The 15,569-nt window shown below is 56.0% G+C and carries 6 protein-coding genes and 1 tRNA gene; 4 read left to right on the top strand and 3 right to left on the bottom strand.

All coding sequences use genetic code 11. The features are described 5' to 3' along the window. The first annotated feature begins 8 nt into the window (after positions 1-8). From F1728_RS07850 to F1728_RS07840, 3 genes are all read left to right on the top strand, one after another. A complete protein-coding gene (locus F1728_RS07850) occupies positions 9-10,454 on the top strand; it encodes a golvesin C-terminal-like domain-containing protein (protein WP_194242732.1) in 10,446 nt (3,481 codons plus the stop codon). Between the two features lie 215 nt (positions 10,455-10,669). After that, positions 10,670-11,434: a class I SAM-dependent methyltransferase gene (locus F1728_RS07845; RefSeq protein WP_155363650.1), complete on the top strand. Its 765-nt coding sequence runs from the start codon at positions 10,670-10,672 to the stop codon at positions 11,432-11,434. Between the two features lie 939 nt (positions 11,435-12,373). Continuing rightward, entirely contained in the window at positions 12,374-12,877 is a 504-nt protein-coding gene (locus F1728_RS07840; RefSeq protein ID WP_155363649.1) for a Flp family type IVb pilin, read from the top strand. A gap of 122 nt (positions 12,878-12,999) precedes the next feature. On the opposite strand, the gene F1728_RS07835 is transcribed toward F1728_RS07840, so the two are convergent. Next, positions 13,000-13,647: a DUF1801 domain-containing protein gene (locus tag F1728_RS07835; RefSeq protein WP_155363648.1), complete on the bottom strand. Its 648-nt coding sequence runs from the start codon at positions 13,645-13,647 to the stop codon at positions 13,000-13,002. 227 nt (positions 13,648-13,874) lie between these two features. Next, positions 13,875-13,947, bottom strand: a tRNA-Ala gene (locus F1728_RS07830). Between the two features lie 278 nt (positions 13,948-14,225). Here F1728_RS07830 and F1728_RS07825 point away from each other — a divergent pair. After that, a complete protein-coding gene (locus F1728_RS07825) occupies positions 14,226-14,804 on the top strand; it encodes a DinB family protein (RefSeq protein ID WP_155363647.1) in 579 nt (192 codons plus the stop codon). Here F1728_RS07825 and lexA read toward each other — a convergent pair. Further along, entirely contained in the window at positions 14,801-15,406 is a 606-nt protein-coding gene (gene lexA / locus F1728_RS07820; RefSeq protein WP_155363646.1) for a transcriptional repressor LexA, read from the bottom strand. The genes F1728_RS07825 and lexA overlap by 4 nt on opposite strands. Positions 15,407-15,569: the final 163 nt, after the last annotated feature.

The following is a 15,569-nucleotide window of genomic DNA, read 5'->3' as shown; positions in this document are numbered from 1 at the left end:
AGGCGGGGTTGTCTGCTCAGAATGGTGTGGGAGGATTGATTCTTCCTGCTGATATCTTTGAGACTCAAGTCAATACCCTGGCCGCGTTCACATTCAACAATGATGTCGCCATCAGTAATACTGGCGCCTTGGACATCAATGATGTGGTGGGTGTGGTGGGTGTGGCTTCCGTCAACGGTAAGGTTAATGTGACTGCCTCAAGCCCGCTTACGGTTTCCAGTGATGTGGTCGCTGGTGACAGCGTTGTCCTGACAGCCGCAGATTCGGCTGGAGCAGGTGATGACTTGACGGTAAATGCGGGAGCGAAGGTGCAGTCACTAGGGGCTGAAGTGGCCTTGCTGGCCGGAGATAATGTGAATGTCAGCCCGACTGCCAGTGTAATTTCGGATACTTCTTATATCTATATCTCCATAGACCACCTGGATGCGGATACGGGGACAGGGGGTGTGGCCAACCTCAATGGAACGTTGGATGCAGCCACAAACATCGATGTAACCGGGGCCTCGGATGATGACCAGGTCATCATCGACGGCAACGGCGGCGCGCTTAATGATGGCGGCACTGTCGATGGCATCTCGGGCCTGTTTACATTCTACGGTAATGCGGGTGCGGATGAACTGATCGTCGATGATTCCGGCGATAACACCGGCGATAATATTCTCATCCAGAATACAGGGGTAGGAGTTGGTTCGGTGATCGGTGCCGGTGCAGTTTCTCTCAGTTATGATGCCCTGGAAGATCTGACGCTGTATTCCGGAACTGACGCTGATGACATCACAGTCAATCCTAATGTACTGACGACGATTGACATTGTAGGCGGAGATCCAGCCGCGCCCACTTCACCCGGTGATACACTGACCTACCTGACCCCTCCGGGCGAATCTTCCACATTCACACCTTCTGGTTTAGATGGCGGTACCATTTCCGCAACCGGTGGATATCAGGATGTGACCTTTGATGAAATCGAAGGTCTGACCTTCGGCGGCAGCATTGTCGTTGATGGTACTGCCGGCGATGATACGCTGACGATTACCGCTCTGACTGCCAACTCGGGGACGTACCAGATCAACGGCGGTCCGGTCATCAATTTCAATGCCAACACAGATTTTACCTTCAACGGTCTGAACGGCGATGACACACTGATTATCAATAATCCTGCTGGCGGACTGTTTGACCCGGTGAATGGAATTACCTTCAACGGCGGAACCGGCGGTGAAACGCTCGGCGACACACTGCAGATTCTGGGCGGTACCGCCGCGACCGTCGAACATCAGTTTGTAGATAACCACAATGGTTCGGTCTTCTTTAATGGCGAAGGGACCGCCACGATTACCTACACCGGCCTGGAACCGATTGATGATACCATCACCGCCACCGATCGTATCTTTACCTTCACAGGTGCCGCTGAGACGATCACACTCTCAGATGACGGTGGTCCCGGGGATGGGCTTTCACTGATTGATTCTGACCTCGGCGAATCAGTAAACTTCGTGCATCCGCTTGCGACACTGACGATCAACACCGAACTGTCCGGCGGCAGTGGCTCTGATGCCATCAATATCGATCCCCTGGATTCGACTTTTACAGCCAATCTGACGGTCAATGCGGGTAACGATGATGTCATCAACACCGGAACGGTTGACATCGGAGCGGGAGCCCTGGATCTGACTGCCGGTCAGGTCTTCGTGAATGGCGCATTTACCACTACTGGTAGCGTGGATATTGATTCGACATTCGCTGATATTACCTTTGCTGCAGCTGGCTCGATTGATGCCGGTGCCAGTGATATCGATTTAACCGCCTTCTTCAATGTGGAATCGTTGAATGTGACCACAACCAGTGAAGTACGTGTGACGGCTACTAGCGGTGGCATCAATGACCTGACAGGAAATGCTCTGATCACAGCTGATCGGGCGGCGTTACGTGTCGGTGGTCCCGGCGGTATTACCGGAATTGACACAAACGTCAATACTCTGGCAACCAGCGTGGCCGGTGGTGCATTTACAATTGACAACACCGGAGCATTGGAAATTGGCACGGTCGATGGCCTGGCTGGTATTACAGCCGCGGCCAGCTCCATCTTCCTGACGACAACCGGCACGTTGTTGGTCAGTGACACAGTTACCGGGGGAGCCGTCGACCTGAGGTCGAATGATACGATGACGATTTCAGATAATGTCAGTGCCTCTACGGGAACCCTGAAGCTGCAAAACTTCGGTGGTGACTTTGTGTTGAACAGCCCCGCACAGATTTCCAACGCAGCTGCCTTTTTGATCGACATTGATTCTGCCGGCGCTGTAACTCTGGCAGACGGATCGCTTGTGACCAGTCTGGGTACCGGTCTGATCGACATTGATGCTGTCAACAATATCGCCCTGGCGAATGTGAATACCGGTGGTGAAGCGCAGATCACAACCTCCGCCGGTGCGATTACTGATAATACAGGTACCGAAGCGGCACTGATCACCGCTGACACAGTCGCGCTGCGGGCCGCGACCGGCATTGGTGCTGCGGGAGCAGGGGACATTGACCTGGCGGTTGGTACCATCGCCGCCGATACGACCACCGGTGATATCTACCTGCAGGAACCCTCTGCTGCCACAGTGGGGACCGTAGACGGACTGGCCGGGATCACAACTGCTGGTAACATTTCACTGGAAATCGGCGGGACCCTGAATGTCAATGATGCCATTGAAGCTACCGGCGCTGCTTCCACGATTCTGGTTGAAGGACAAGGTGATGTTAACGTCAGCAGCACCGTCCAGACCAACGGTGGTGCGATTGATCTGTTGGCTGACAACAGTCTGGTTCTGGGGCCGGCCTCCGTGGTGGATACCACCTCCGCGGCTGTAGTAACTTTGACTGCTGATGCCGACTCCCTCGGCGGTGGTGATTTTACGCAGTTCGAAGGATCGCTGGTTAATGCCCAGGGAGGTGATCTGGATGTTTCGTCTACCGGCTCGGCCAGCATTGCAGATCTACGAAGTGTGGGCGGAACGGTCAGTGTCACTTCTACCAGCGGTGGCATCATTGACAATACCGTTGCCGAAACCGCATTGATTACGGCTGATGAAGCTGCTTTGAGTGCCCTGGCTGGCATCGATGCCGGTGTGGGTGGAAATATTGAGACCGCGGTCGGTACCCTGGCTGCCTTCACAACCAATAACGATGTTGTGATCAGCAATACTGGTGCCTTGATCATCGGTGATGTGGCTCCCCTGTCGGGAGTCACTTCAACGAATGGTGTGGTGACGATTTCCGCATCCAGCCCGCTGACGGTCTCCAGCAATGTGACAGGTGCAGGTACCGTCTCCTTGACGGCCACTGATTCCGCTGTCGCCGGCGATGATCTCACGATTGACCCCGGTGTGACAGTCGAATCAACCGGCGCCGATGTGGTACTGACGGCCGGTGATGACTTCACCATGGATGCAACTTCCCAGATCAATGCCGCGACAACCATTGGCATTTTCGTCGATCCAAGTGTCGGCGATCCGGATGCCGTGGGGGGTACCGTTGATCTGGTTGGCGGTATTTCCGCCCCCGGGGGAACGACGGTGACCGGCGGTGATGACGATGACACGTTCAACATCCTGCCCAGCAGCACATCCACGATTGCTGTTGTAGGCGGAGATCCGACTCTACCGGCGGTTCCCGGGGACACGCTGAATATTGATCTCAGTGGTGTGACCGATCCCGCGCTGGTTCTGGGAGGAGCACCAGGTTCAGGCACGTTTAACTTCCTGGCCCCCGATACCGAACTGCCTGTCAGCTACAGCAGCATTGAGGATGTGAATACCCTGGCCGGTGCCTACCACCTGGTGCTGGACATGTTGTTCTCCGGGTTCGAAGATGCTTCCGACGACACGATCGACGTTGGTCTGGATGCCGGCGGTACCAATCTGCTGATCGACATCAATGGCAGCAACTTCTTCACCGGCGCTGATGCGGATATTCTCTCCTTCACCGTACTGGGGTCGGACGACGACGATACGTTGAACATCAACGAAACCGCGGGTGGCCTGCCGTTCTTCGCGACAGCCGCACCCGCAGGTATCCCCGGTTCCAACGGGGCACACCTGAACCTGGCTGCGGAAACGTTCCTGGAAGGTGAGTTCCCTCCTACTGACTACGACGTGAACGACATCACGATTCACTACGACGGTAAGAACGGCGCCGACGCGATCAATGTGAACTTCATCACCGATCACAACGCCGGTTACTTCTCGGATGTGATCGACGGTCTGGGCAGTGGTAACATTGGTGCCGCTGCTGTGGGTGACACCGACATCGACCTGGGACTCTCCTTTGCCAACATCGAAGGGGTCGGCCTTTCCGGTTCGGGAACTGGTGGTGGCTTGCGAGTCGACGCTTCTTCCACACCCGACACGACCGGCATCAACATCAACGATGCCGGCGGAGCCGGTGACGGCGTCTCCCAGATCACCGGTAACGGCGGTTTCACCGCTCTGTTGTTTGAGGACTTTACCGACCTGCAGGTCATTTCGGGAACCGGCGCTGAGCTGATCGATCTGATCGCCCTCGACTCCGCCACGACGCTCACCAATGTCGAGTTGGATGCCGACGACGTGTTTGCGGCTGACGATGTATCCAACGATACCATCCGTATCCGCAGCACACCCGCGGGTGTCACCAGCGTCAGCCTGCTGGGGGGCCTGGGCGACGATCTGTTCCAGATCTTCGATGCCGGAAGCACGGTGGACAACATCTTCGCGGCCCTGGATGTGGATGGTGAAGGCGGAAACGACACGCTGAATATCGTCGATAGCGGCGACGTCACCGGTGACACGTTCGAAGTCACCTCGACGACCGTGGACGGAATCTCCAGCTCTGCCGGCACTGATGTGACTTATGCCAACATCGACGATCTGAACATCACCGGCACCGACGGCGACGACACGATCAACGTCAACCTGGGACTGCAGGAAGATCTGGATACCGTCACGATCAACGGTGCAGGCGGTGATGACGACTTCAACCTGCAGAACAGCACACCAAGCCTCGTCAACACCGTACTCAACGGGCAGGCCGGCAACGATGAATTCTTCTTCGACAGCAACTATGTGCTGCGGGGCTTCATCAACGGGGGTGGGGACATCGACACCATCGACTACACCACTTACTCGAACGCCGTGCATGTGCAGCTGGCCGGCCTGGGCAGCCTGGACGGATTCCAGGGCTATGAGCTCAACGGCAGCATCCTGGGCACCGGCGGTGGCGGAACCGGCTTCGACAACATCAACGATCTGGTCGGTTCAGCCAACAGCGACACGCTGGAAGGCCCGAACCTGAATAACTACTGGGGCGTGACTTCGACCGATGAAGGCTTCATTATCGCCGAACGCAACAACCTGGCCAGCGGCCGACCGACGATTGCCGGCGATGCGATTGCGACTCCACCCGAAGAGCGTCTGGACTTCACCGACTTCCAGAACCTGATCGGGGGAACCCAGGACGACCGCTTCGACCTCAGCGACGGAGCCGGTCTGACCGGCACCCTGGACGGGGACACCGGTAACGACAGCCTGGACTACCGGGACTATACCACAGGGGTGACCGTCGATCTGTTCGCCGGCACCGCTACAAACATCAACGGCGGCCTGGTGGCCGGCACCGGTGGTGGCGATGACGACAACAGCATCGAAAACGTCTTCGGTGGTGACGGCAACGACGACATCACCGGCGACAACGACAACAACATCCTGGGTGACGGCCTGGGCAGCGACAACCTGGACGGCGGCGGGTACGGCGTCGGCAGCGGTAACGGCGGCAACGATGTGTTCCTGATGGAACCGGGGGCCGGCGGCAGTGTCGACGTGATCACCGACATCCACGGCAACGACACGGTCGACTTCCGCTTCGCCAGCCAGGGTATCGTCTTCGATGTGGATATCATCAATACCCCGCAGGACGTCTTCGGGGGGAACACGGTTGAACTGCGTCAGCTGCAGCCCGAACAGCCGGACACGAACCCCAGCTTCATGGAAAACGTGGTCGGCAGTGAATTTGACGACTACATCTTCATCGATCCGCTCTCCCAGGACGGCAACTTCCCGATTGATGGACCGCCGGTCCTGCGTTCGGCCGACGGACGGGGCGGCTTTGACATCCTGGACTTCGACGCCAAGGGACAGGCCGTGATCGACACCGGCTACTCTCTGACGGCCGACGGTGTAGGTACCGTCCAGTACCTCAACTTCGAAGAAGTGACCCCGTTCGAAGACAATCCAGCCACGATCGTCGACAACGGCGACCTGGGCTTCTCGCTGAGCGGGGACTGGCCTTATCATCCGGCAGGCACCGCAGCGATCACCACGGGTGTTGGCTATGCAGACGACATTCACACCGTGCAGTCGCAGCTGGTGGATCCCGTCCACTACGGTGATGCCGCCGCCTTCTGGGAATTCTACGGTCTGACCCCGGGCGTATACCGCGTCTCGGTTACCTGGCCGGCTTCGGAGAATCCATTTGTGATTCCGCAGATGGCCAGCGATGCACCGTTTACCGTGTTCGACGGATCCCGCAATGACATTACCACCACGGCGATCAACCTGGGCACCTTCGATCTGAATCAGCAGATCGCTCCCGACGACTTCCTGGCCGACGGTGCTCTCTGGGAAGACCTGGGAACGTTCACTGTCAACAGCCGGACGCTGACCGTGATGCTGACCAACCTGGCCAACGGCCTGATCACTGCTGATGCGGTTCGCATCGAGCGGGTCTCCGCCGGTCCGGAAGTCCAGCTGACCGACGTGACCGACGCCCCGGCACCGCCGAGCATCCTGGTCGACGGTCATCCGGGCGGCATCGACTTCGGCACCACCGAACTGTTGACCGACCTGACCCGGACCTTCGAGATCACCAACACCGGTTCTGCTGCTCTGGACATCAGCAACATCGTGATTCCTGCTGGATTCACGACGACGCTGGTCGCTCAGAGTGTGGCCGCCGGCGATACGATCAGCTTCGAGATCACCATGGATTCCGACTCCTTCGGCGATCGCTCGGGGCTGTTCTCGTTCGACACCAACGACGTGGATGAAGCGACCTTCAACCTGCTGCTGCACGGTCAGGTCTCTAACGTCGTGATCATCGACAACGGCGATGCCGACTTCTCGGCCACCGCCGGCTTCGAACTGTATGACTCGGGCGTGAACCGGGGCAGTGCCGGCTTCGAAGGGGACATCGCGGGGGCAATTCCCAACCAGCCGGGTTTCATTCCGCCTCCGGCCGGGACTGACACCGCAACCTGGACCTTCACCGGTCTGGCCGACGGTTTCTACCGGGTCTCCACAACCTGGTCGGCCCTGTACAACCGAGTGACCGACGCGCCGTACTCACTGGACGGTGGAGCCGGTACCTTTGATATTGATGTGAACCAGACCCTGATTCCGTCCACCTTCGCTGACAACGGGGCTGCCTGGTTCGACCTGAATACCTCCTTCGAAGTGGTTGGCGGCACCCTGACGGTGACCCTGACCAACGATGCCAGCAGTATCCCGCGGGATACCTTCGACCTGGCCAACGGCGTGATCGCCGATGCGGTCCGGATTGAATACCTGCCGACTCCCGACCTGGAAGTCACCGTGGACGGCAATGTCGTCGACGATGACACGGGCGTGGTCGACTTCGGTACGACGATCCCCGGCATTCCGGTCTCCAAAACCTTTACCGTGACGAACCTCTCCGCGGATCCGGTCGATGTGACCGGCCTGATCGAGTTCCCACCCGGGTTCAGCATTGATCCTGCTTCCCCGTTCGGAACAGATACCGTGCCTGTGAACATTCCCGGCGGTGGATCGGTGACCTTCACCATCCAGTTCGACGGCGGGACCACCGGTTCGACCTTCGGTCAAATCTCGTTCACCACGGGTGACGCGGATGAGAATCCTTACAACTTCACCGTAACGGGTGCCGCCGGACCGGCAACCGTAGGCATCAACGACGCAACATTCGATGCCACGGGGGCCTGGAATGAGCACATTCCGGGTGTCGTGGGTGATCCGGAGTTCCTGTATACGGGAGTGCCTTACGTGGGCGGAACCGGTACCAGTCGTGCATTCTGGGACTTCGACGTGGAACCCGGCCGCTATCAGGTCGTAGCCCACTGGTACGTCCATCCGGACGTGAGCCCTTACGGACGGGCTGCTGCAACCAACGCTCCGTATACGATCTTCTCGGATGCGACCCCGGTCGCCACTTACCGGGTCAGTCATCAGGGCAGTTCGAACGACTTCCTGGATGATGGCACCTGGTGGGAATACATTGGTGATCCTGTTGTGATCAACGATAATCACATGACGGTGGTGCTGAGCGACGATGCCAACGGCATTGTCTACGCCGATGAAATCCGGATCATCCGGGTGGTTGATCCGGTGATCAAGGTCGAAGTGGATGGCGGAACCGTGGAAGACAGCGGTGCCGTGGACTTCGAAGATACGATCATCGGTGCTCCCGTGGTCAAGACCTTCACCGTAACGAACTTCGGCGAACGGAACATGGCCCTGGGGCCGATCAACGTTCCAACCGGGTTCAGCCTGGTCTCCGGCTTCGGGGATACGAACCTGGCCCCCGGGGATTCGACGACCTTCACCCTGCAGATGGACGCCAGCATCGGCGGCAGCTTCAGTGGAATGGTCAGCTTCGGAGGCGATCTGGCGGTTGAGAATCCCTTCAACTTCACGGTCAGCGGTTCGGCTGCGGACTCGATGATCATCGACAACGGTGACTTTGGTTACAGTACCAGTGGCGCTGCCTGGAATCGTGAAGTGCGGACCTGGGGTGACGACACGCAATACTTCCAGCGGGACCAGGACGTACTGCTGGGCGGCGACCTGCCGGGCACCAACACGGCGACCTGGACGTTCGAGAATCTGGGCGCCGGCACTTATCAGGTGGCCTCGCACTGGCTGAACCACAGCGGATACGCGTCCAATGCCCAGATCACGATCGCGGGCATCGAAGGGGGACCGATCACGGTCACACTGGACCAGCGGTTCTACCCGCAGGGCTTCAGTGCCGACGGCTCGATCTGGCAGGAACTGGGTAACTTCCAGGTGGCTGCCGGCAACACGCTGACGGTCACCATCTCGGACGACGGTGCGAACGGCAACCTGGCTGCCGACGCCATGCGGCTGGAACTGATTCCGCCCGGGCTGACGGCACCGGAAATCGATGTCGCAGCCGGGACCACGGCCCTGACCAGCGGCGTGAGCAGCATCGATCTGGGCACCGCCTTCTTCGGCGAAACCCTGTCGCAAACCTTCACGGTTACCAATACGGGGACCAATACGCTGAACCTGGGAGCCATCACTCTGCCAGGATTGGGCGAGTACACCGTCTCGTCTGGACCGGGCACGACGACTCTGTTCGCCGGCCAGTCGACGACCTTCGAGATCTCGTTCAACAGCACCGGCGCCGCCGGTGTGGTTGCTGGTCCGGTCTCAATCGTTACGAACGACAGCGATGAGAACCCGTTCACGTTCAACATCACAGCCGAAATGACGGATGTGGTGCTGATCGACAATGGTGATGTGGGCTACAGCAGCACGGGCAGCTGGAACACACTGTTCTACGATGCCCGTTACTTCGAAAGTGATGCCCAGAGACTGAACCTGGGTCAGAGCGGAACGGCGACCTGGGACTTCACGAACCTGACCGCCGGAACCTACACGGTCTCTGCGACCTGGCTGAATGACCCGTTACGGGCCACGAACGCCGAGTACAATGTTGCCGGCGTGGGCCCCGTCGTGGTCAACCAGCGGATTGCACCGAATGACTTCGCCGCCGATGGCTTCAACTGGGAAATCCTGACCGCTGCCGTCGTGGTGACCCCTGGTGGATCGATCACCGTGACCCTGAGCGACAACGGTCCGGCCGATGGTGCGATCAATGCCGATGCGATCCGCATCCAGCGGGTCGGACCACTGATGGCGGCCGCCGGTGTGAGCAGCACTGCGGCTCCGTCGATCACCCAGTCCGACCTGGACTCGGTCGTGGATGCAGCCCTGAGTTACTGGGAAACAGCAGGGTTGAGCGACGCTCAGCTGGAACTGCTGAGTTCGGTGAACTTCGTACTGACCGACCTGCCGGATGCGATGCTCGGTGGTGCCTCAGGTACAACGGTTCTGATCGACATCAACGCCGCCGGTTACGGCTGGTTCGTCGATGGAACGCCGCTGGACAGCAGCGAGTTCACACTGCTGGACGGCAGCCTGCTGGCCGGTTCCGGCAGCGATGCCTTCGGTCAGATGGATCTGCTGACAGTCGTAATGCACGAGCTGGGTCACACGCTGGGTCTGGAAGACCTGGACTCAGACGGTACCCTGATGAGCGAGTCGCTGGACGTCTCCGAACGTCGTCTGCCGAGTGCAGACGAACTCGACGACTTCTTCAGCGGTATCGCCGGCGGAGACAACCCGCTGCTGGACTAATAGAACAGTCCAGTTACAAACAGTCCCGACAGGCCCCCGGAAACTCAGGTTTCCGGGGGCTATTTTTATTGGTGTAGCGAGTCATTTGTGATGAACGTTTCCAGGTGAACCTGTGCTGTCGGGATGTTGTCGAACAGTTCAGAGGCCGGCATTGATATGAGGAGCGGTTGTCGGCCAGCTGTTTCAGATTCAACATCAACCAGGAGACCAATTAAATGACGGAAGCATCTCATCAGCGTTTGACGATTGATCAGTTCACCAGACAGGCGGTACCGTTTACGAAACTTCCGGGCCACTCGACTTCTCTGGAACTATTGGCTGAACTGTCTCAATTGAAAGGCACAGATGAGGTACTGGATGTCGCCTGTGGTCCGGGAATTGTCGCCTGTTATTTTGCGGTAAAAGCTCAGCGTGTGACCGGTGTGGACCTGACGCCGGAAATGCTGAGACAGGCACGACGGAGGCAGGAAGAGCACGGGCTGAAGAATCTGGAGTGGGTAGAAGGGAGCGGTGAGACGCTTCCGTTTCCAGATGACCGTTTTTGTCTGGTCGTCAGTCGTTATGCGTTTCATCATTTTGAGCGACCTGAGACTGTATTAGCCGAGATGTGTCGGGTTTGCCAGCCGGGGGGAATCGTGTTGGTGGCGGATGTTTGTCTGCCGGCAGAACAGGTGGCAGCATACGATGCACTGGAAAAACTGCGTGACCCCTCGCACGTGCATGTATTGAGTCGGGACGAAATATGTACGCTGTTTGAGAATCAAAAACTTCAGCAGATTCAATTCGGCGAATACAAGGTCGAGTTGACCGTCGAAGAACAGCTGGCGGCTTCGTTTCCTGTTCCAGGCGGAGCAGAGGAATTCCGCAGTCTGCTGGAAAATGATGTGACTGAAAACAGGTTTGGCGTCTCCGCACATCAGGAGGCTGGGGCACTGTGCTATGCTGTGCCGATCGTGGCGGCAGCGGGGAGAAAGCCTTAGCAGTTGCCTGGAGAACTGTCTAAACCAGCCAGAGAGCCCTCAGAAGATGACTTCTGAGGGCTCTTTTTTTGCGCTGATATCTATCTTGTCTCTGCCCTCCGGAATCAGCAGCCTGCTGCGGACAACTTCCCGTTAAGGAGAGCTCTTCGTTCGGGGCTGTCGCATGATCAAATCGTCTTTAGCGGACTGATCCGCATAATCGATACGACAGGAATTCTTATCAAAAGTGTTAAAACCGTTGTAAAGCAATCTGAACAAAATTGGAATTAGCCTGGGATGATCGTGCGCGGTGATCGCAAAAGGTGGGGTTGTGCTGATTTTATAAGTTCTTCTGGTTAAATGGCTTATGCTGCTTGTGTCGGTTTTGTCTTTTATCGGGTTCGTAGTAATGGCACACATCTTGCGAATTGTATCAATCAATCCGAATGATCCGACTTTACAGAATGGTCCGGATATAGCGGTTATGAGAATTACAAATGAAATGGCTTCAGCGGTCCTGAAGGGGCTGCGAAGTCGAGTGCATAAAGAGAGTGTGCGGCGACCTGAGAGACCGTTGCACAAATCGGTGACCTGAGAGACCACCGATGACTGATTGACTGAAGCGGAGAGAACTTCTGGTGAGTTTGCCCTGATTTTTTACGGTGAGTGAGGTAATGAGTTCCGCCTCGTTCGCCAGAAAAGGAAAGCCTGAGAAACTTTCCTCTCCCGCTTTAGCCAATCGGCGTTTTGCTTACATGAATCAATGCCAGTTACAGGGAAGTGTCCCTGAGGAAATAAGAGCCCGGGTTGTGGCTATGAATGGCTGACCCGCTTGTGAAGCCTGTGAATGATCAGTGAGAACTGTGACAGCCAGGCGAGGTGATTTTCTGAAGATATCAAACCATTACTCATCACTCACTGCGATCGAAACGCGGAACATCAAAATAAAAGGAGCTTCAAATGAGTCGTTGTATTAAACAGTTCTGGAATGATGAAGGCGGTTTCGTGCTGTCTGCCGAACTGGTCATAATTCTGACCGTGGCAGTACTGGCGATGATCGTCGGTCTCACCTATGTGCAGTCAGCAGTCATTACCGAATTTAATGACATTGGAAATGCACTGTCTTCATTGAACCAGACCTATGCTTATTCCGGATTTCAGTCGTGGAGCTATTTCGGTAAGTACAAAGCATTTTATGCCGGGTCTGCTTACGGCACTTCTCCTCGCGGGGCAGCGATGCTGGGTTATAATGGCGCAGCCTGCAACTATGGAAATCAGACTTACGGAGGCAGCTATTCCCAGGATATTCCACTGCAGCAGGAAACTGTCGAACAGCCTTGTGAAATCTGCAGGCCCGATGAAGTGATTGAAGAGCCTGCCGTCGATTGTCCACACTGTCAGCCTGGAGAACCGATGCTGGCTCCGGAACCAGAGCCGAGAGTCGTTGCTCCACCCAAGAATTAACTTAGAGGTGTGCAACACTGATCAAGATCAATTGGAACGTGTGAATGTCAGCCAGCAGAAGTCATTTTCTGCTGGCTGTTTTATTATGCAGCCTGGAAACTCCATCATCAGGCAGATTAATTTCAGCGCAGGGATTTATGTGATCCATCACAGCGGGGGAGTTTCCGCGAGAGTCCGCAGGTGCAGTCATGCAGTCCTTTTCCCTCGAGGATCTGTGGAGTCAGTTTTTCAATCCGAGAGACGCGGGTCTGGGATTGTTTGGGTGCGGAAAAGTGGATGAGGTAGGCTCGTTGTCTGCCGGGCGTGAGGGCCGCGAATGCCTTTTTCAAGGCTGGGTTACTGTTGAATTGATCCTGCAGTTCGTGAGGAAGCTCCGGTACCGCTTCCTGTTGCAGATCTACCTTACGGCCTGCTTTCTCCAACTCGATGGCTTCCAGGATGTAGCTTTGCACAACCGGTTCGAGATCATTGATTTCCTGCAGCGTTGTGAACCGGATCAGCCGCGCAGCCCGCGAGTTCTTGCCGGGCCTGGCGAGAACCTGATCAGGATCTTTCAGCAGGGCACCCTTGAAGAAACTGAGTGAGCAGAAATCTTTGAAGCAGCCCAGGATGACGACGTTACTGTTCTGAAATGTGTAACAGGGGCTGCGCCATTTCAGTTCCTCAGTCAGCGGTGACTTGAGCAGGATTTTTCTGAGCTCTGTGGCTTCCATCTGCCAGTGCTGTAACTCAGCTAGATAGTCGTCGACTGCGGGGGTCCTGTTCGGCATGGAGAAACGCTTTGAAAAAGGTGAAAGGTCGTATAAGCAGAAGAGAAGCTTGTGACTTCTCGGGAGATTGAGAAGGTCTGTATCTGCATTGTAACTATTAGGGTGAGAGAGGCGATACCGGAGTTGTGATGAGCTGAGGAGGGCCGGGCATTGTGAGGGGAAATAAAAAAACCTTGCCCGGTATGGACAAGGTTTTTAAATGTTGGCTACTTGAAGTAGCATCTGAGTGGAGGATACCGGGCTCGAACCGGTGACCTTTTGGCTGCCAGCCAAACGCTCTCCCAACTGAGCTAATCCCCCGAATTGCGGTAAGTTCTACCTGCAAGATAGGATAAGGATAGAAAATAGTTTCGGCAATTCAAGTGCTGGGAAACAATCTAAATGAAAAAAACGCCTAAAAAGCTGGTAGAAGTTTTTGCAGATCCCCTTTGATGGATATGTGTTAGGAAAAAACAGCCCCGAAACAGGTTTTCCGAACCTGTGGGCGGTGTTTCGGCTCCACTCAAGTAATGACAGGGAAGGTATCGGCGGGGTTCAGGTGGTTCTCTGCCTCAATTTAGTTTCAGGGGGAGTATTTCATGGCTGTGGGACTGATTTCACGTTTGCACGCACATCGCCGCTGGGTTAATCAGAGTTTGCTGGAATCGGCTCAACGACTGTCTGAGGAACAGAGACGTCAGGAATTTTCCATCGGCCAGGGATCGATCTGGAAAACACTGATGCATTTGTATGCAGCCGAATATGTCTGGCTGGAAGCGCTACAGGGAGATACGGCGCCCGTGTTACCGGGTGACCTGCCGGGAGCGTTGCCCGGAAATCAACAGGGAGAAGGGGGGATTCAGTCGCTGGAGGAGCTTAGAGAAAAATGGGGGGAACTGGAGCAGCGCTGGATTGCGTATCTGCAGGGGTTGAGTGAAGCCGATCTGGATCAGTTCGTCCGCAAACAGAGCACCAGCTCCGGTAAGGGGCAAATGCATCAGACCAGACGGTCGGATGTGCTGATGCATGTATGTCTGCATGCGCAATATACGACGGCGCAACTGATCAACATGCTGCGACAGGCAGGCGCAGAAAGTCTGCCCGACAGCATGCTGATCACGTTAGCACGCCAGGAAATGGCACAGGAAAACCAGATCTCTTCTGGAGAAGTCGATTAAACGAACTTCCGGATGACCCCTTTGACAACGCCCAGAATCTGGACATTGTTGGAATAAATGGGGGCCATGCTCGAGTTGGCAGGTTCCAGCCGCACGCGATCTGCTTCCTGGTAGAAGCGTTTCAGCGTTGCTTCCTGCTGGTCAACGAGGGCAACCACGATTTCACCCTGCTGGCAGGTGTCCTGTTTTTTGACGATCACGTAGTCGCCATCCTGAATCTGGGCTTCGATCATGGAAGTCCCTTTGACTTTCAGACAGAAGTTGTCGCCCGATTCAAACAGGGAGCTGAAATCGACTTGTGAATCACCCATGGTTGTGCCAATCGGGGCACCCGCCTGCAGCGATCCTGCCAGATGGATATTGGCCGGCTTCTGGGCATTGTCGCAGAGTTGAATCGAACGCGAGATATGTGACTTGCGTTTGATCAGTCCTTTACGCTCAAGTGCCTTGAGGTGTCCCATGACGCCGTTGGGAGAGCGAATATCGAATGCATCGCCGATCTCACGGACTGTGGGGCCATAGCCACGGTTAATAATCTTATCTTTTAGAAACTGGTAAATAGCCTGTTGGCGTTCTGTCAGCTTGACTTTATGGTCAATCATGCCTGCTTTTCCTCACATCTTTGATTACATAACGGGTAACTTTAAGGGGAATTTCTCCACAAGCTGGCCCGCTCTATACACTAATGGACTCTTATGACCCTTATTCCTAACAGGATAATTTACATATAAAGGAAAAAAAGAGTCAAATTTCAGAGATCAGTGT

It is taken from the genome of Gimesia benthica (assembly GCF_009720525.1).
Taxonomy (GTDB): domain Bacteria; phylum Planctomycetota; class Planctomycetia; order Planctomycetales; family Planctomycetaceae; genus Gimesia; species Gimesia benthica.
This window is presented reverse-complemented; position numbering and strand designations above follow the sequence as displayed.